The 17742-nt window shown below is 72.6% G+C and carries 15 protein-coding genes; 7 read left to right on the top strand and 8 right to left on the bottom strand.

Features of this window, described 5'->3' with window-relative positions:
- Positions 1–1005 carry a sphingomyelin phosphodiesterase gene (gene sph, locus ACIF6F_RS04840; RefSeq protein ID WP_399941265.1) on the bottom strand — a complete coding sequence of 335 codons (1005 nt, stop codon included), beginning with the start codon at positions 1003–1005 and terminating at the stop codon, positions 1–3.
- Between the two features lie 130 nt (positions 1006–1135).
- Here sph and ACIF6F_RS04845 point away from each other — a divergent pair, with 130 nt between their 5' ends.
- Entirely contained in the window at positions 1136–1993 is an 858-nt protein-coding gene (locus ACIF6F_RS04845) for an oxygenase MpaB family protein (RefSeq protein ID WP_399941267.1), read from the top strand.
- Positions 1994–2029: 36 nt separating this feature from the next.
- Here the strand turns inward: ACIF6F_RS04845 and ACIF6F_RS04850 are convergent, their stop codons facing one another.
- On the bottom strand, positions 2030–3568 hold the full coding sequence (locus ACIF6F_RS04850; protein ID WP_399941270.1) for a M1 family metallopeptidase: 1539 nt from the start codon (positions 3566–3568) through the stop codon (positions 2030–2032).
- 252 nt (positions 3569–3820) lie between these two features.
- Here ACIF6F_RS04850 and ACIF6F_RS04855 point away from each other — a divergent pair, with 252 nt between their 5' ends.
- Complete coding sequence (locus ACIF6F_RS04855) at positions 3821–5458, top strand: ABC-F family ATP-binding cassette domain-containing protein (RefSeq protein ID WP_399941273.1); 1638 nt, start codon at positions 3821–3823, stop codon at positions 5456–5458.
- Between the two features lie 76 nt (positions 5459–5534).
- Here ACIF6F_RS04855 and ACIF6F_RS04860 read toward each other — a convergent pair whose 3' ends face one another.
- From ACIF6F_RS04860 to ACIF6F_RS04880, 5 genes are all read right to left on the bottom strand, one after another.
- Positions 5535–6308, bottom strand: coding sequence for an SDR family NAD(P)-dependent oxidoreductase (locus ACIF6F_RS04860; RefSeq protein ID WP_399941275.1), 774 nt, complete (start codon positions 6306–6308; stop codon positions 5535–5537).
- A complete protein-coding gene (locus ACIF6F_RS04865; RefSeq protein WP_399941277.1) occupies positions 6305–7474 on the bottom strand; it encodes an MAB_1171c family putative transporter in 1170 nt (389 codons plus the stop codon). Before ACIF6F_RS04865 ends, ACIF6F_RS04860 begins: the two co-directional genes overlap by 4 nt.
- Complete coding sequence (locus ACIF6F_RS04870) at positions 7464–7994, bottom strand: hypothetical protein (RefSeq protein WP_399941279.1); 531 nt, start codon at positions 7992–7994, stop codon at positions 7464–7466. Before ACIF6F_RS04870 ends, ACIF6F_RS04865 begins: the two co-directional genes overlap by 11 nt.
- Positions 7995–8401: 407 nt before the next feature.
- Positions 8402–10855, bottom strand: coding sequence for a Tex family protein (locus ACIF6F_RS04875; protein WP_399941282.1), 2454 nt, complete (start codon positions 10853–10855; stop codon positions 8402–8404).
- A 175-nt stretch (positions 10856–11030) separates the two neighbouring features.
- Entirely contained in the window at positions 11031–11924 is an 894-nt protein-coding gene (locus ACIF6F_RS04880) for a hypothetical protein (RefSeq protein WP_399941285.1), read from the bottom strand.
- 714 nt (positions 11925–12638) lie between these two features.
- Here ACIF6F_RS04880 and ACIF6F_RS04885 point away from each other — a divergent pair.
- From ACIF6F_RS04885 to ACIF6F_RS04895, 3 genes are all read left to right on the top strand, one after another.
- Positions 12639–13187, top strand: a complete 549-nt coding sequence (locus tag ACIF6F_RS04885; RefSeq protein ID WP_399942152.1) for a DinB family protein — start codon at positions 12639–12641, stop codon at positions 13185–13187.
- A 651-nt stretch (positions 13188–13838) separates the two neighbouring features.
- Complete coding sequence (locus ACIF6F_RS04890) at positions 13839–14813, top strand: GlxA family transcriptional regulator (RefSeq protein ID WP_399941288.1); 975 nt, start codon at positions 13839–13841, stop codon at positions 14811–14813.
- A 97-nt stretch (positions 14814–14910) separates the two neighbouring features.
- Complete coding sequence (locus ACIF6F_RS04895; protein ID WP_399941289.1) at positions 14911–15546, top strand: DJ-1/PfpI family protein; 636 nt, start codon at positions 14911–14913, stop codon at positions 15544–15546.
- A gap of 37 nt (positions 15547–15583) precedes the next feature.
- Here ACIF6F_RS04895 and ACIF6F_RS04900 read toward each other — a convergent pair whose 3' ends face one another.
- Positions 15584–16378, bottom strand: a complete 795-nt coding sequence (locus tag ACIF6F_RS04900; protein WP_399941292.1) for an enoyl-CoA hydratase/isomerase family protein — start codon at positions 16376–16378, stop codon at positions 15584–15586.
- Positions 16379–16453: 75 nt separating this feature from the next.
- Here ACIF6F_RS04900 and ACIF6F_RS04905 point away from each other — a divergent pair, with 75 nt between their 5' ends.
- Positions 16454–17155: an HdeD family acid-resistance protein gene (locus ACIF6F_RS04905; RefSeq protein WP_399941293.1), complete on the top strand. Its 702-nt coding sequence runs from the start codon at positions 16454–16456 to the stop codon at positions 17153–17155.
- A gap of 130 nt (positions 17156–17285) precedes the next feature.
- Positions 17286–17735 (top strand): ATP-binding protein, encoded by a 450-nt coding sequence (locus tag ACIF6F_RS04910; protein ID WP_399942155.1) that lies wholly within the window; start codon positions 17286–17288, stop codon positions 17733–17735.
- Positions 17736–17742: the final 7 nt, after the last annotated feature.

The following is a 17742-nucleotide window of genomic DNA, read 5'->3' on the forward strand; positions in this document are numbered from 1 at the left end:
CTAGCCGGCGGTCACCGGGTAGTGGTCCGAGAGGTTGTCGTACGTGTAGCTGGTGCCCCAGCTGCTCACGGTCCAGGGCGCGCTCTGCTCCTTGACCACGGTGTTGTTCCAGCCCGCCGGACGCGCGTGGCCCGCACGGTGCAGGACGTAGTCCAGGTCCTCCCGCGGGTCGGACGGGTAGCGGTAGTTGGCGATCGAGTTCTCCGCCGTGTCGAACGAGTACGGGTGACCGGTGCGCGAGTCCGCGCCCACCAGGCCCGCGTCGGCGAGCATCGTCGCGTACTCCGGCGTGCGCGAGTCCACGTTGAAGTCGCCCGCCACGATGACCTGTTCGCCGGCCGGGATGGCCTTGGCGTCCAGGAAGGCGTCGATGTTGCGGAACTGCCGGCTGCGCATCTGCGCCGCCTCGCCCGCGCCGCAGCCCGGGTCGGTGGACTGCGCGTGGGTGCCCACCACGTGCACCCTGGTGCCGTTGACGTTCAGCACCGCGTACACGAAGCCCTTGTTGGACCACCAGTCGGCGCCGCAGGCGTCCTTGTAGACGTACTGCTCCTTGCGGACGATCGGCCACTTGCTCAGGACCGTCACCCCGCCGTCCTCGGGCGTGGTCGCGGAGTACGCGCCGCTCGTGGCGTCCCAGCCGGTCTTCGAACGGCCCATCACCGGCGTCTGGTACGGGTACTGCGCGGCCGCGTTGGACTTGAGCGCGTCCGACGAGGAGTTGTCGAAGGCCTCCTGGAGGACGACGACGTCCTTGCCCTGGAAGAAGGAGGTCTTGGGTATCTCGGCGGCGCGGTGGTCCTGGCCCCAGTTCGGGTACAGGTTCTTGCTCATCAGGAACACGTTGTACGACAGCACGGACAGCCGGGGCACCGTGGTCGTGCCGTCCTCGGCGGCCGAGGCGGCCGAGGCGGCGGGGGTCGCGGTGGCCGTGAGGGCCGCGGCGGCCAGGACGGCGACGGCCGCGCCGGCGGCCCGGCCGCGGCGGATGCGATTGAGCGCCATGGAGTCTCCTGATTCCCGGTGAACCGGTGGGGGAAAGATCGGCTCCGCCATCAAAGCAGCCGGAGTTACCCTCAGGTAACACCCATGCACCGGGAATCTTGCCGGCCCGCGACGAGCGGATACTGGAGGCATGAGCCGGACCCCAGCACCCCAGCCTCCCCCGCCCGGCGGCATCCTCTGGACCATCGCGGGCGACATCAGGGCGCTGCTCCTGCTGCCCGCCGCCTTCACCATGCAGGTGGCCCACCCGGTGGTCGCCGCGGGCGTCGACACGTACTCCGTCTTCCGCACCGACCCCTGGGGACGCGGCGAACGCTCCCTGCGCTCCGTCCAGCTGTGGGTGTACGGCGGCGAGGCCGCGGCCGAGGAGGGCCGCCGGGTCCGCCGCCTGCACCGTGACATCAGCGGCACCGACGAGGACGGCCGCAGCTACCACGCCCTGGACCCCGCGTACTACACGTGGATCCACGCCACCGGCTTCCCCGTCTACCGCCACGGCCTCGCGTACGTCTTCCGTCCGCTGACCGAGGCCGAGGAGCGCCGGCTGTACGCGGAGTGGCTCATGGTCGGCCGGGTCCTCGGCATCCGCGACCGGGACATGCCCGCCACCGTCGAGGAGTTCTGGCCCTACTACCGCAGGATGCTGGCCGAGGAGATCCGCTCGACCGCCGTGGCCCGCGAACTCGTCGCCACCGACGTCGACCTGCCGCCCCCCACGGGCGGACCGCTGCCGGTGCGCCTCGCGGTCCGCGCCGCCTGGCCCGTACTCAGCCGCGCCTTCCTCCGCTTCCGCGCCTTCGTCACGGTCGGCCTGATGCCGCCCGATGCCCGCGCGGCCATCGGCCTCGACTGGACGCCGGCCCAGGAACGCCGCCTGCGCCTGCTCGGCCGCACGGTCCGCACCCTCGTCCCCCTCCTCCCGGAACGCCTCCGCTACCTCCCCATCGCGGCCCGGGCCAGAAGGACCCACCGCACCGCCGGCCGCTGACACCCGCGGCGGCGGTGCGGTGGAGTTTCGGAGGCCTCAGTGGTCGTGGACCGTGTTGGTGGCCGCGATCTTCTTCCAGGACTTCGGGGCCGTGCGGCCGGGCGGGGTCAGGCGGTCGGCGGACGCGGTGTCCTTCGGGCCCTTTGCGTTCTTCGGGGCGCTGCCCAGGGCCTTGGCCGCGGTGCCGAAGGCCGGCTTGCCCGCCGTGTACAGCCACGTGTCGAAGAGCGCCGCGAGCGGCTTGCCCGACACCTTCTCCGCGTACTTCACGAAGTCGCCGACCTTGGCGTTGCCGTACGCGAACTCGGTCGGCCAGCCCTTGAGGATCGCGAAGAAGGTCTGGTCGCCCACCTGGTTGCGCAGCGCCTGGAGGGCGATCGCGCCCCGGTCGTACACGGCGCCGTGGAACTGGTTGTCCGGGCCCGGGTCACCCGGCTTGACCTGCCAGAACGGGTCCTCCGCGGGGCGCGAGTCGTACGCCCACTGCGCCAGCTCCTGCGCCGTGCCCTCGCCCTCCTTCTCCGACCACAGCCACTGGCTGTAGCGGGCGAAGCCCTCGTTGACCCAGATGTCCTTCCAGTTGTTCACCGACACCGAGTCGCCGTACCACTGGTGCGCCAGCTCGTGGACGACCACCGAGACGTTCGCGCCGTTCGCGAACTGCCGCGGGCTGTAGAACGGGCGGGTCTGGGTCTCCAGGGCGTAGCCGCTGGTCACGTTCGGCACGTAGCCGCCCAGTGCATTGAAGGGGTACGGGCCGAAGACCTCGGAGAGCCAGTCGGCGACCTCGCCGGTCCGCTCGATGCTGGCGCGCGCCGCGCCCGCGTTGTCGCCCAGGTCCTTGCTGTACGCGTTGAGGACCGGCAGTCCGTTGGCCGTGGTGTCCTGCGTGATGTCGAACTTTCCGATCGCGAGCGTGGCCAGGTACGTCGCCTGCGGCTTGTTCGAGCGCCAGTTGTAGCGCGTCCAGCCCAGGCGCGAGCTGGTCGACTGGAGCACGCCGTTGCTGATCGCCTGCGTGCCGTCCGGGACGCTGACGGACACGTCGAAGGTCGCCTTGTCCAGCGGGTGGTCGTTCGAGGGGAACCACCAGATCGCCGAGTCCGGCTCCTGCGCGGCCACACCGCCGTCCGGCGTGCGGTGCCAGGCCGTCCAGCCGTCGACCTTCAGCTCCGAGGGCTTGCCCGCGTACTTCACGACCACGGTGACGGCCTTGCCCTTCGGCAGCGGAGCGGCCGGCGTGACCTCCAGCTCCTGTGTGCCCGAGGTGGCGAACTTCGCCTTGATGCCGTTCACGCGGACCTCGCCGACCTTCAGGCCGAAGTCGAGGTTGAAGCGGGACAGGTCCTGCTTCGTGGTGGCGAGGATGGTCGCGGTGCCTTCGAGGAGGTCGGTGACCGGCTGGTACTTCAGCCTCAAGTCGTAATGGGAGACGTCGTAGCCGCCGTTGCCGCTGGCCGGGTAGTAGGTGTCGCCGATGCCCGGCGCTCCGGGGACGAAGCTCGCGGCCGACGCCGGGATCGCCAGCAGGACCGAGGCGGCGAGCACGCCGGGGACGATGACTTTGCGGTGCACGGATGCTCCAAAGGGGTGGTGGGGGCCGTGGGTTGCCCGTCGTGATCTTGTCGACCGGCCGTTCGAACGTATTCATCCCCGACGCCACAAGTCATGTCCACGCCCCCATCTGTCACACGATCGCCATTCGGCCGTCACGCTCGCCGAGGAACGCCCCGCCCCCGCCCGCCCCGACGTGATCAAGGCCCTGACCTGCCCGCTCGGAAAATCGAGAAAGTCCGGAAAGCACCGGGCGATAGAATCGGCCCCCTCATGACTGCAACCCTCGTCGCCAAAGACCTCGCCGCCGGGCACGGTGAGCGCTCCCTGTTCTCCGGGCTCGACCTCGTCGTCGCCCCCGGGGACGTCATCGGCCTCGTCGGCGTGAACGGCGCGGGCAAGTCCACCCTGCTCCGCCTCCTCGCCGGGCTCGACACCCCCGAGGACGGACAGCTCAGCCTCTCGCCGCCCACCGCCACCGTCGGCCACCTGCCCCAGGAGCCCGACCGCCGGCCCGGCGAGTCGGTACGCGCCTTCCTGGCCCGCCGCACCGGCGTCGCCGCCGCCCAGACCGCCCTCGACGCGGCCACCGAGGCTCTGGTCGAGGGCGCGCCGGGCGCCGACGACGCGTACGCCGAAGCCCTCGACCGGTGGCTGGACCTCGGCGGCGCCGACCTCGACGAGCGCGCCGAGGAGGTGGCCGGCTCCCTCGGCCTCGCCATCAGCCTCGACCTGCCCATGACCGCGCTCTCCGGCGGCCAGGCCGCCCGCGCCGGCCTCGCCTCCCTCCTCCTCTCCCGCTACGACGTCTTCCTCCTCGACGAGCCCACCAACGACCTCGACCTCGACGGCCTGGAGCGGCTGGAGGCCTTCGTCACCGGGCTGCGCGCCGGCACGGTCGTGATCAGCCACGACCGCGAGTTCCTCGCCCGCACCGTCACCAAGGTCCTGGAGCTGGACCTCGCCCAGCAGGAGGTCAACCTCTACGGCGGTGGCTACGAGGCGTACCTGGAGGAGCGGGCCACCGCCCGCCGCCACGCCCGCGAGGAGTACGAGGAGTACGCCGACAAGCGCTCCGCCCTCGAAGGCCGCGCCCAGATGCAGCGCAACTGGATGGACAAGGGCGTCCGCAACGCCCGCCGCAAGGCCACCGACAACGACAAGATCGGCCGCAAGCACCGCGCCGAGTCCACCGAGAAGCAGGCCGCCAAGGCCCGCCAGACCCAGCGCGCCATCGAGCGCCTGGAGGTCGTGGACGAGCCCCGCAAGGAGTGGGAGCTGCGGATGGAGATCGCCGCGGCCCCGCGCTCCGGCTCCGTCGTCGCCGTCCTCCGCGAGGCCGAGGTGCGCCGCGGCGACTTCACCTTCGGACCGGTCAGCCTCCAGCTCGACTGGGCCGACCGCGTCGCCATCACCGGAGCCAACGGCGCCGGCAAGTCCACCCTGCTCGGCGCGCTCCTCGGCCGCCTGCCGCTCGACTCCGGCACGGCCACCCTCGGCTCCGGCGTGCTCGTCGGCGAGGTCGACCAGGCCCGCGGGCTCTTCCTCGGCGACGACTCGCTCCTGGACGCCTTCTGCGCGGCCGTCCCCGACATGGAGCCGGCCGACGTCAGGACGCTGCTCGCCAAGTTCGGCCTGAAGGCGGTGCACGTCCTGCGCCCCGCCGCCACCCTCTCGCCCGGCGAGCGCACCCGCGCCGCCCTCGCCCTGCTCCAGGGGCGCGGGGTGAACCTGCTGGTGCTGGACGAGCCGACGAACCACCTCGACCTGCCGGCCATCGAGCAGCTGGAGTCCGCGCTGGCGGTATACGAGGGCACGCTCCTGCTGGTCACCCACGACCGCCGGATGCTGGACGCCGTCCACACCACCCGCCGCCTGGAGGTCGCGGACGGCAAGGTGACCGAGCTGTAGGCCTCTCGGGGTACGCCGAGGACCCCGGGGCCGCCCGGGCCGTCGCAGGCCCGGGCGGAACAGGGGCGCCCGCCCCTCAGACCCCCGCCGGGGGCCTCCGCGTACGGGCCATCCGCCGCGCCACCAGGTTCCGCGGCAGATGCCGCACCGCCTGCGCGTACACCCGGTACCGCCAGCCCGTGATGCTCAGCGGCCGCCGCAGGGCCAGGTCGCGCAGCGCCCGGGCCACCACCGCGTCGGCCTCCAGCCACACCGCGTCCCGTAGCGCGCTCACGTCCATCCCGGCCCGCTCCTGGAACTCGGTCCGCGTGAAGCCCGGCACCACGGCCAGCACCCGCACCCCGTACGGCTCCAGGTCCACCCGCAGCGATTCGCTGAAGGCCGTCACCCAGGCCTTGGCCGCGCCGTACGTCCCCGTCGGCAGCAGCCCCGCCACCGAGGCCACGTTCAGCACCGCACCCCGGCGCCGCTCCCGCAGCCCCGGCACCACCGCGTGCGTCAGCCGCAGCGGCACCCGGACCAGCAGGTCCAGCATCCGCTCCTCGTCCTCGACCGGGCTGTACGGGAACGGCGCCGGCAGCCCGAAGCCCGCGTTGTTGACCAGCACGTCCACCGGCCGCCCGGCATCCGCCAGCCGCACCTCGACGGCCTCCCGGGCCACCGGGTCCAGCAGGTCCGCCGGCAGCACCTCCACGGACACCCCGAAGCCGTCCCGCAGCTCCCCGGCCACGGACTCCAGGCGCGCCTTGTCCCGGGCGACCAGCACCAGGTCGCAGCCCTTGGCGGCGAATCCGCGCGCGAAGGCCGCGCCGAGGCCGGCGCTGGCCCCGGTGATCAGAACGGTGGTCACGACACTTCCACTTCCGGTGCGAAGGACAGGGTGGCCGGGCCGGCGTAGGCATCGGCCACGTCGACGAGGAAACGTTTCTCGCTCTCAAGGTCGCTGCCGTCGATCGCCGCCGCGGTGAACGTGGAGGCGCCCGGCTGCAGCCCCTCGGCCTTCGCCCGCCGCGCCTCCTTGATCACACAGGCCAGCACGGCCGCCTCGCGGCGCGGGTGCGGGACGCCGGCCGCGGCGACGTGCTCGCGGGCCAGCTCCGGGACGCCCGGGGCCACGTACTCGTTCAGCATCAGCACCGCGTCCCGCGTCTCGATCACCTTGCGGTAGACCAGCAGGTCGCGGGCGACCGGCGGCCACACCAGCTCCAGCAGCCGGGACGCCCGCGGCTTGTGCAGCGCCACGTGCGGCACCGCCTCCACCAGGTCCCGCCACAGCGGCCACAGCTGCCAGGCCGTGGACACGTCACCCGCGGTGCGGCGCAGCACGTACAGCGTCGGTACGAAGATGGCCGCGGCCCGCAGCAGGCCGTGCACGTTCATCAGCAGCGGCAGCGCAGGCAGGGCCCAGGTGGACCCGAGCGTGGCCTTCAGCAGGTACACGAACCAGAACAGCCCCGCCAGCGCCGTGCCCAGCCCGAACAGCCGCAGCCCCGCCGCCAGTCCGGGGCTGTCGGTGCGCCGCCCGTACCGCCAGCACACGAACACGCAGACCGTGTTGGCCAGCAGGTGCGCGAACATCAGCGTCAGCCAGTACGCCAGCGACGGCACCGGGTCCCCGCCGGGCGGCATGCCGTGCACCGTGTGCGGCGGTGCCAGCAGGTCGAGGGCCACCATCGTGCCCAGCAGCGCCACCGTCATCACGCACGAGGCGAGCTGGAGGTTCCGCCCCCGGGTGGTCGTGGCCACGAAGTACAGCACCGCGCCCGCCGACAGAACACCCGTCAGGTTCCGCGTGAGGCCCACCGCGTGGGCGTAGTCCGGGTACTGCGCGGCCGCTTCGAGCACGGCCGGCAGGTTCAGCGTCATCGCGGCCGCGGCCGTGGCCACCGCCAGCCACAGCCCGCGCTGCAAGGGGTCGCGCACGGCCGAGGGGGCGCGCAGCAGCACGGCCGCCCACAGGACCACCACGCTCGGTACGGCGAGCCAGTCGCCGATCGCGGTCAGCTCATCCGCCATGGGACAGCCTCACCGCGACCGGGGAGAGCCGCATGCCGCTCTGGGGCGCCCGTACCCCCATCGCCGACTCCAGCTTCTCCAGCGTCCCCTGGGGCGCGGCGGCCGGGGCGAGCCCGGACTGGATGCGGATCATGCTCGCGAGCATCTCCGCCTCCTGCTCCTGCCGGGTCGTGTAGTTGGTACGGCCCAGGATCACCGGCGCGTCGCCGGCGACGTCCTCACCCTCCAGGGAGTTGTGGCCGAACAGGATGTGGCCCAGCTCGTGGAGCACGATGTGCTCCTGGTGCAGGCGCGAGGTCTGGGCCTCGTAGAAGACGTAGTCCACGGTGGCCGTCCCGACCCAGAGACCGCACACCCCCGACTCGGCCGCCTCCTTGGGCAGCGGGTGCAGCTTGATGGGACGGCCGCGGCGGTCGGCCACGCGGGCGCACAGGCCGTCGAGGGAGAACGGATGCGAGAGGTCGAGCTGGCCGAGAATCGCCTCGCATCGTTTGCGCAGTTTGAGTTGCCCGTATGGCATGTGTTCCCTCTTCGGACCCTTCCTCGGGCAGCGTCGATAGGCATGTGGGGAGAGTGTCATGACGTCCTGAGCCTTCAAGGCGGCCTCTGGGAGTGTGGTCCTCAGGGGAGTACGGGGTGCCGTCCCCCGACCATTGCGGACGGTCTCACCGTCATCCCTACAGATCTTGCTGCCCAGTTGGCAAGACCCACCCGAAGCCGACGGTTTCGTTCCAGCCACCTGTTCCGGTGGGGGACGGGTGTGCGGGCGCGCCGCGTTGCCCGGGAGGCAAAACGACGGGCCGGGGCACGGAACCCGCAGGTCCCGTGCCCCGGCCCGGACAGGGCTCGTACGTCAGCCCGTACGCCGTCACGGCGGGCCCGGGCACGCGGGGGCGGGCCCGAGCCCGCCCACGTGCCCGGCCCCGCTCAGCGCCGGCCGCGGCCCTCCTGGTCGCCCGTGAGGCCCGCGCGGCGCAGGGCGTCCGCCATCGCGCTGTTCGACGGCGCGGGAGCGGAGTCCCGGCGCGCACCGCCCCGGCCGCCGGCCCCGCCGCCACCGCGCTGCTGCGGCGGACGGCCGCCCTGGCCGCCGCGGTCACCACCGCGGCCGCCCCGGTCGCCGCCCCGGTCGCCGCCGCGCGCACCCCGGTCGCCCCGCTCGCCGCGGCCGGGGGCGCCGCCGGACTGGTCCGCGCCGGCCTCGTCGTCCAGCCGCAGCGTCAGCGAGATGCGCTTGCGCGGGATGTCCACGTCCATGACCTTCACCCGCACGATGTCGCCCGGCTTCACCACGTCCCGCGGGTCCTTCACGAACGTCTTCGACATCGCCGAGACGTGCACCAGACCGTCCTGGTGGACGCCGATGTCCACGAACGCGCCGAAGGCCGCCACGTTCGTCACCACGCCCTCCAGCACCATCCCGGCCGCCAGGTCGCCGATCTTCTCCACACCCTCCTTGAAGGTGGCCGTCTTGAACGCCGGACGCGGGTCGCGCCCCGGCTTCTCCAGCTCGCGCAGGATGTCCGTGACCGTCGGCAGCCCGAAGGCCTCCGTCACGAACTCGTCCGGCCGCAGCGACCGCAGCACCGAGGTGTTCCCGATCAGCGCGGCCACCTCGCCGCCCGCCTTCTTCCCCATCGCCCGCACCACCGGGTACGCCTCGGGGTGCACGCTGGAGGCGTCCAGCGGGTCCTCGCCGTCGCGGATCCGCAGGAAGCCCGCACACTGCTCGTACGCCTTCGGGCCCAGCCGCGCCACGTCCTTCAGCGACTTCCGGCTGCGGAACGGCCCGTTCGCGTCGCGGTGGGCCACGATGTTCTCCGCCAGGCCGCCGCTGATGCCCGACACCCGGGCGAGCAGCGGGGCGGAGGCGGTGTTGACGTCCACGCCCACGCCGTTCACGCAGTCCTCGACCACCGCGTCGAGGGAGCGCGACAGCTTCACCTCGGACAGGTCGTGCTGGTACTGGCCGACACCGATCGACTTCGGGTCGATCTTGACCAGTTCGGCCAGGGGGTCCTGCAGCCGGCGGGCGATGGACACCGCGCCGCGCAGCGAGACGTCCAGACCGGGCAGCTCCTGCGAGGCGAAGGCGGAGGCCGAGTACACCGACGCGCCCGCCTCCGAGACCATCACCTTCGTGAGCTTCAGCTCCGGGTGCCGGGTGATCAGGTCGGCGGCCAGCTTGTCGGTCTCCCGTGAGGCCGTGCCGTTGCCGATCGCGACCAGCTCGACCGCGTGCTCCTTCGCCAGCCGCGTCAGCTTCGCGAGGGACTCGTCCCACTTGTTGGCCGGTACGTGCGGGTACACGGTGTCCGTCGCCACCACCTTGCCGGTGGCGTCGACCACGGCCACCTTCACACCCGTGCGGTAGCCCGGGTCCAGGCCGAGCGTGGCGCGCGTACCGGCCGGGGCGGCCAGCAGCAGGTCGCGCAGGTTCGCCGCGAAGACCCGCACCGCCTCGTCCTCCGCCGCCTGCCGCAGCCGCAGCCGCAGGTCGATGCCCAGGTGCACCAGGATCTTGGTGCGCCAGGCCCACCGCACCGTGTCCGCCAGCCACTTGTCGCCGGGACGGCCCCGGTCCACGATCCCGAAGCGGTGCGCGACCAGTCCCTCGTACGAGGACGGGCCGGGCGTCTCGGACGGCTCCTCCGGCTCCAGCGTGAGGTCGAGGACCTCCTCCTTCTCGCCGCGCAGCATGGCGAGCACCCGGTGCGAGGGCAGCGCCGTGAACGGCTCGGCGAAGTCGAAGTAGTCGGCGAACTTCGCGCCCGCCTCCTCCTTGCCGTCCCGCACCTTCGCCGACAGCCGCCCGCGCGTCCACATCCGCTCGCGCAGCTCGCCGATCAGGTCGGCGTCCTCGCCGAAGCGCTCGGTGAGGATGGCCCGCGCCCCTTCGAGGGCGGCGGCCGGGTCGGCCACGCCCTTGTCCGCGTCCACGAACGCGGCCGCCGCGGCGGCCGGTTCCACCGACGGGTCGGCGAGCAGGCCCTCGGCCAACGGCTCCAGACCGGCCTCGCGCGCGATCTGCGCCTTGGTGCGCCGCTTGGGCTTGAAGGGCAGGTAGATGTCCTCCAGGCGGGCCTTGGTGTCGGCCGCCAGGATCCGGGCCTCCAGCTCGGCGTCGAGCTTGCCCTGCTCCCGCACCGAGTCGAGGATCGCCCTGCGCCGGTCCTCCAGCTCCCGCAGGTACCGCAGTCGCTCCTCCAGCGTGCGCAGCTGGGCGTCGTCGAGCATCTCGGTCGCTTCCTTGCGGTAGCGAGCGATGAACGGCACCGTCGAGCCGCCGTCGAGCAGCTCGACGGCGGCCTTCACCTGCCGCTCCCGTACGCCGAGCTCCTCGGCGATCCGGCCTTCGATGGACTGGGTGGCTGCCGTCACGTTCCGTTACCGCCTTCTCGCTGAACTTGAGGGCAGCATTGTGGCAGGTGCGGTGCAGGGGAGGGGTAAGGCGGGCGGGGGAGGTTGGCCCTTGCCGGGGGGCGGGGGCCGGGGGCTGGGGGCCGGGGAGCCGGGCACCTGGGGAGCTGGAGAGCTGGAGAGCCTGGGGTCGTGGTCAGTCCTTGCCGAGCAGACCGGCGGGGAAGGCCCCGGCCGTCACCAGCCTGAGGGCGAAGCCCTGGCCGAGCTCCGTGAGACGGGCCACGCCCTCGGCGCCGAGGTGTGCGTACGGGGCGAGGTCGAGCTCGTCGGTACGGTCCTCAAGCTCCGCGCGCAGCCGGACGCCCGCCTCGGTCAACTCCCCTTCGGGGCCGAGCAGTCCGCGCCCGCGCAGCCGCGCGGCGGCCGCGTCCAGGTCGTCCTGGCTCCAGCCGCGCGTGCTGAGCAGCCAGCGCGTCGACATGCCCTTGCCGGTCGCGGTGTGGCTGACCAGAGCCTCCACCGGGTCCAGACCCGCGGCGAGCAGGGCCGCGAGGTGCCCGTCGCCCCGGTGCTCGCGCAGCAGGGTCGCGGCGTGCCAGTACGCGAGGTGCGGCTCCTCGGGGACCGGGAGGTCGGCGTGCGCCGCGTACAGGGTGCGGGCGTGCCGGGTGCAGCCCTCGGCGGCGCGCAGCGCCAGCCCGGCGGCCTCGGCCAGCTCCGGCGAGGCGATCACCTCGTCGCCGAGCAGCCGCCGCAAGGTGGTGTCGGCGACCCGCAGCCGGGTTGCCAGCACCTGGTCGGGGGAGGCCACGGTCCAGGCGGCGGGCAGGTGCCGACTGATCATGCCGTGGCTGAAGTTGTAGAAGGCCGCCGCCACGGCGCCGGCTCCCACGGCCCCCATCGCCGCGGCCCGGCCCACGAGGTAGGCCGCGTTGTGGTCCTCGAACCCGAGCGCCGCGAATTGCTGGGCGTAGTCGGGTGAGAAGTAGTGCGCCGAGTGGAACGGGTTGACGGCGGAGTGATGACACCGCCGCGCGTCGCGGGTGGTGGGGGTGGTGGGGGTGGGGGGCGCGGAGGGTGTGGTCATGGAGGCACGTTACCGACTGGTTGGTATGTGGGGAAGGGGGCGTGGGCGGCTTCGGGTGTCTGAGGAGTGCGGGGGTGTGGGGGTGGGCCGAGCCGGGGGCATCCCACGCACGCACCCGGCGCAGGGGTGGGCCGGGGGCATCCGCAGGGGGCCTCTCTCGGGATGGGTCCTGGAGCCACCCGCCACTTGAGGGTGTTTCCGGGGCGGGGCGGGGTGTCAAGGGCGCTCCGCTGCGCTCCGCGTCGCCTGCGGCGATTCCACTTCGTTCCACCCTTGACACCCCGCCCCGCCCCGGGCGGACTACGAGTGGCGGGAGGCTCCAGGGGGGACGGTCAGGGGGCAACGAGACAAGGGACCGGTGGCGGCGGGAGCGTCCCCGGTGGCTCCGCCACCCGGCGGACGGCCGGGAGCCCGGTGTCGGCACCCGGGCCCGGAAGCGGGGCGGGCCCCCGCCCCACGGGGCGGACGCGTCCCCGTCCGTAGGCCCCCCACTCGCATAGCGGCTTCCGGGCCGTCTGCGCCCCTTCATAAGCCGCCGACGATCGCTACGCGCTTCTCACGTCTCAGCGGCTGGAGGGCCATGGGTGGTGAGGGCAGCCGCCCATGACCGGTAGGCGGACATCGGTGGGAAATGCGCGGTGGCGAGCGGGATGGGATGGCAGAGTCGGGGATCGGCTCTCCACGGAGTCGATTTGTGTGAACCGGGGGAAGGCGATGGGCGTGGCAGGCGGTGATTGGCAGGGATTGGCTCTGGGCCTCTTCCGGCGAGTTCGGATGGAACTGACGCGGTCAGTGGAGGGCTTGGGGGAAGAGGCACTCAACTGGCGGCCGTCGTCCGACAGCAACAGCACGGCCTGGCTCGTCTGGCACATCGCGCGAGGTCAAGACCGCAACCTGTCGGAGGTCATCGGCCGACCGCAACTCTGGTTGTCGGACGGGTGGGCTGACCGATTCGGCCGGCCTGCGGACCCGTCGGACACGGGATTCGGTCACTCGACCGACGAGATGAACGCCTTCCTCAACCCGGGCGGCCCTCTCCTGCTCTCATATCTCGATTCTGTGCACCAACTGGCAGAGAACTACTTGGCGTCCGCCCCTGCGGAGGACCTCCACCGCATTGCGCCCAGTCCCACGCTCGGCACCGCCGACACCGTCGAGCTCCGTCTCCAGGGCCAGATCGCGGACTCCTTCGCCCACCTGGGCCAGATCGGCACCCTCCGCGGCCTGATGCCCAAGTCCCACGAGTCGGCCAACAGCCGCTGAGATCTCCGCAGGGCGTAGCGATCGCTGGCGGCATCTCCCAGCCCGAGACGGCCGGCCGCCGCCAGACGACAGAAGCGCGTAGCGGTCGCTGGCGGCCTATGTCCGGCCCAAGACGGCCGTGTGTCGCCGTGGGGCAGGAGCGCGTAGCGATCGTTGGCGGCTTATGAAGGGGCACAGACGGCCCTGAGGTCGCTGAAATCCGCCGGTGGGCCTATGGACGCTGTCGCGTCCGCCCCTTGGGGCGTGGCCGGGCCCCGGTGCCGGGGGCACGCACTCGGTACCGGAATACATGAGGAGTGGCCAGGGCGTCTTTCCTGGGGTTGTCCGCCGAGGTCTTTGCCTTCCGGGCCGGGGTGGCCTGTCAAGGGTGGAACGAAGTGGAATCGCCGCAGGCGACGCGACGAAGGAGCGCCCTTGACAGGGTGCCCCGGCCCGGAAACCCTCGGTCGGCGGACGGCCCCAGATACGTCCGGTTCGCTGAGACCGGCCCAGGGGATACTGCCCTGCCTGCCCCCGCCCACCTCCCCGCTCCGGCCCGGGAGGTACCCCCGTACTCCCGCCCGCCTCACCCCGTGCCCCGCGGGAACGCTTGGCAGGAAAGGTGGGAAGCGCGTCGTTGCGGCCATCTCGTCACCACCCCACGATGGAGACATGGCGAAGCGAACCGTGCTGGTCGTGCTCTTCGACGGGGTACAGAGTCTTGATGTCAGCGGGCCCGTGGAGGTGTTCGCCGGCGCCTCCGTCGGGCGCCCCGGTGACGGGTACGAGATCCGTACCGCCTCCCTCGGCGGAGCACCCGTGCGCACCTCCAGCGGGCTCACCCTGGTACCCGACCTCGACCTCGCCGACCTCGACCTCGCCGACGCCCCCCGCCCCCACACGCTCCTCGTGCCCGGCGGTCCCGGCACGCGGAACATCGACCCGCGCCTGGCCGACTGGCTCCGCGAGCGGGGCCCGGGCACCCCGCGCCTGATGTCGGTGTGCAGTGGCGCCCTGCTGCTGGCGGCGGCCGGGCTCCTCGACGGGCGCCGCGCCACCTCGCACTGGACGGTCTGCGACCAGCTGGCCCGCGAGCACCCCGAGGTGGACGTGGACCCGGACCCGATCTTCGTGCGCGACGGCAACGTCGCCACCTCGGCCGGGGTCACGGCGGGCATCGACCTGGCCCTCGCCCTGGTCGAGGAGGACCACGGGCGGGAGCTCGCGCTGAGCATCGCCCGCCACCTCGTCGTCTTCCTGCGCCGCCCCGGCAACCAGGCGCAGTTCAGCGCCCAGCTCGCTGCGCAGACCGCGCAGCGGGAACCACTGCGCGACGTGCAGCGGTGGATCGGCGAGCACCCGGGCTCCGATCTGTCCGTCGAGGCGCTCGCCGCCCGGGCACGGCTCTCACCGCGCCACTTCGCCCGCGCCTTCCAGGCCGAGACGGGGGTGACGCCCGGCCGGTACGTGGAACGGATCCGGATCGAGCACGCCCGGCGCCTGCTGGAGGACAGCACCGAAGGGATCGCACAGATCTCCCGCACCTGCGGCTACGGCACCCCCGAGGCGCTGCGCCGAGCCTTCGTGAAGACCCTGGGCCAGTCGCCGGCCGAGTACCGCCGCCGCTTCAGCCCCACGTCGCACTAGTGACGCGCCCCCAGTCTCACCAATCTCACCCATCCCCTCAACCTCACCAGTCCCACCAAGCGCACCACCCCAACCCACTCCATCAGGAGGCCCCACCGTGCAGATCGCGATCGTGCTCTTCGACCGCTTCACCGCCCTCGACGCAGTCGGCCCCTACGAGATCCTCAGCCGCCTCCCGGGCTCCGAGACGGTGTTCGTCGCCGAGCAGGCCGGGCCGGTGCGCAACGACAACAGCTCCCTCGCCCTGATCGCCGACCGCACCCTCTCCGAGGTGCCGAACCCCGACATCGTCATCGTGCCCGGCGGACCCGGCCAGACCCCGCAGATGGAGAACGCCGTGCTGTTGGACTGGCTGCGCTCGGCCGACGCCACCAGCACCTGGACCACCTCCGTGTGCACCGGGTCGCTGCTGCTGGCCGCGGCCGGCCTGCTGAAGGGGCGCCGCGCAGCCTCGCACTGGCTGGCCCTGGAGACGCTCCGCGGCTACGGCGCCGAGCCGACCGGCGAACGCGTGGTCACCGACGGCAAGTACGTGACCGCCGCCGGTGTCTCCTCCGGCATCGACATGGGCCTGACGCTGCTCGGCCGGATGGCGGGCGACCGCGCGGCCCAGGCCGTCCAGCTGCTCACGGAGTACGACCCGCAGCCCCCGTACGACGCGGGCTCGCCCGACAAGGCGCCCGCCGACCTGGTCGAGGAGTGGCGCGCGAAGTCCCGCTTCCTCCTCCAGTAGCCCACCCCGCCAGTAGCCCACACCGTCCCGACGGGGGTCAGACGGTCCAGGTGAAGCGCGGTGCCCTGCGCTCCAGGAAGGCGGCGACACCCTCGGCGGTGTCGTCGCTTCCGCGCGCCTGTTCCGCCCAGTACGCGTCGCGGTCGGTGCGGCCGTTGGCGAACTCCTTCGCCGCGGCCTGCGTCAGCTGCGAGCGGGACGCGAGGGTACGGGTGAACTCGCCCACCCGCTTGGCCAGTTCCCCGACCGGTAGCACCTCGTCCACCAGCCCCGTCCGCAGGGCCCGTGCCGTGCCGACCAACTCACCGGAGAACAGTAGGTACTTGGCGGTGGACGGGCCGACCAGGTCGGCGAGCCGGCGCGTCGAGCCGGACGGGTAGACGATGCCGAGCTTCGCCGGGGTGATCCCGAAGGCGGCGCCCTCCTCGGCGAACCTGAGGTCGCAGGCCACGGCCAGCTGGCAGCCGCCGCCGACGCAGTAGCCCCGGATCGCGGCGATCGTCGGCTTGGGGAACGTGGCCAGGGCCTCCTCGGCGGCGAGCGCGAGCCGCTGCGGGGTGTCGTCGTCGCGCAGGCCCGAGATGTCCGCCCCGGCGCAGAAGGTCTCGCCGGCGCCGGTCAGCACGAGGGCGCGTACCGCCGAGTCGGCGGCCAGCTCGTCGAGGAGTCCGGGCAGCCGGGCCCACATCGCCGCGGTCATGGCGTTCCGCTTCGCGGGGTGGGCGATGACGACGGTGGCCACGCCGTCGGTGACCGCGTGCCTCAGCTCGGCCTCCGGGCGGGGCGGCGGCGGGTCCCGGCGCTCGTCCTGACTCTCTTCCTCGCGGTCCATGCGCCGGATGCTATCCCGGCCGGCCGCTCCTATGATCAAGGGAGTCCGGCGGGGGGTCTGGGAGGAGACGCGCCGATGGCCCCTGACCGAGCCGACCGCCCCGCGAACGGCAACCGCGGCGACGGAGGCGACACCACCCCCGCCCCCACCTCCACGCCCACCCCCGACGACGTCCGCCGACAGGGCCGGCGCCTGCGCCGGAGCTTCGGGCTGCTCGCCGCACTCGGGGCGGTCCTGGTCGTGGCCGGCCTCGTCGGCCTCGTCTACACCGGGGTCGCGTCGCTGACCTCGATGTTCCTGTTCGGCTGGCTGCTGCTGATCGGCGGCGTGGTCGGGCTGGTCCAGGCGTTCCAGTCGCGCAAGAGCAGCTTCTTCTGGCTGGCCGTGGTGGTGGCCGCGGTGAACCTGGCCGCGGGCTTCGTGATCCTGCGCCGCCCCGAGGCGACCGCCGAGGCCCTGACCATGTTCGCCGCCCTGCTGTTCCTCGTCGGCGGGGTGTTCCGTCTGGTGGGCGCCCTGGTGGTGCGGGGGCCGCAGTTCGGGCTGGCGCTGGTGCAGGGCGCCTTCGGGATCCTGCTCGGCTTCCTCGTTCTCAGCCGTTGGCCGGACGACAGCCTGTACGTGATCGGTACGTTCTTCTCGATCGCCCTGCTCTTCGACGGGCTGAGCCTGCTCGCGGTGAGCCTGGGCGCACGCAAGGCGCTCAGCCTCGCGGACAGCCCCGGCCCGGTGGCCGGGAAGGGCGGCGCGGAAGATCAGGAGCGGTCGAACAACTGACGCTGTCATAAGCCAGCGGTCAAAAGGTGTCCGAATGGCGCTGACTTCTGGTCAGGCTCCCGGCCCGGTCCCTCTCCTTCCCCACCCTTGAGCTGTGGAGACGATCGAGCGTGAAGACGGGGGCCGGGACATGGACGCACCACCCCCGACCGTGCCCCCCACATTTGAGGGAGTCTGGCGGTTCACCGCACCCGCCACTGAAGAATCCGTTCCGCAGGCCCGCCGCGCCGTACGCGACCTGCTCGCCCGCCAGGCCGTCGGAGCCTCGGAGGACCTGGTCTACTCGCTGCTGCTGATCGTGTCCGAACTGGTCACGAACTCGGTGCGGCACGCGGCCCTGCTCTCGCCCGAGGTGGCCGTCGAGGTGGCCATCGGCGCGGCCTGGGTACGGGTGGCCGTCGAGGACAACCACCCGTACCGGCCCAAGGCCCTGGAGGCGGATTTCGGCCAGACCGGCGGCCGGGGCCTGCTGCTCGTCCGGGAGATCACCGCCCTCTCCGGCGGCACCTGCGACGTCGAGCACACGGCCGGGGGCGGCAAGGTCATCTGGGCGGCCCTGCCGCTCTCCGCGATGCTCTGAGGGCACG

This window comes from Streptomyces sp. NPDC086023 (assembly GCF_044540325.1).
In the GTDB taxonomy this organism is placed as follows: domain Bacteria; phylum Actinomycetota; class Actinomycetes; order Streptomycetales; family Streptomycetaceae; genus Streptomyces.

Coding starts and splice junctions, on each gene's coding strand:
- ACIF6F_RS04885 (WP_399942152.1), top strand. CDS start 12,639: ATGGGCGTGGCAGGCGGTGATTGGCAGGGATTGGCTCTGGGCCTCTTC.
- ACIF6F_RS04890 (WP_399941288.1), top strand. CDS start 13,839: ATGGCGAAGCGAACCGTGCTGGTCGTGCTCTTCGACGGGGTACAGAGT.
- sph (WP_399941265.1), bottom strand. CDS start 1,005: ATGGCGCTCAATCGCATCCGCCGCGGCCGGGCCGCCGGCGCGGCCGTC.
- ACIF6F_RS04870 (WP_399941279.1), bottom strand. CDS start 7,994: ATGCCATACGGGCAACTCAAACTGCGCAAACGATGCGAGGCGATTCTC.
- ACIF6F_RS04900 (WP_399941292.1), bottom strand. CDS start 16,378: ATGGACCGCGAGGAAGAGAGTCAGGACGAGCGCCGGGACCCGCCGCCG.
- ACIF6F_RS04905 (WP_399941293.1), top strand. CDS start 16,454: ATGGCCCCTGACCGAGCCGACCGCCCCGCGAACGGCAACCGCGGCGAC.
- ACIF6F_RS04855 (WP_399941273.1), top strand. CDS start 3,821: ATGACTGCAACCCTCGTCGCCAAAGACCTCGCCGCCGGGCACGGTGAG.
- ACIF6F_RS04865 (WP_399941277.1), bottom strand. CDS start 7,474: ATGGCGGATGAGCTGACCGCGATCGGCGACTGGCTCGCCGTACCGAGC.
- ACIF6F_RS04910 (WP_399942155.1), top strand. CDS start 17,286: ATGGACGCACCACCCCCGACCGTGCCCCCCACATTTGAGGGAGTCTGG.
- ACIF6F_RS04880 (WP_399941285.1), bottom strand. CDS start 11,924: ATGACCACACCCTCCGCGCCCCCCACCCCCACCACCCCCACCACCCGC.
- ACIF6F_RS04845 (WP_399941267.1), top strand. CDS start 1,136: ATGAGCCGGACCCCAGCACCCCAGCCTCCCCCGCCCGGCGGCATCCTC.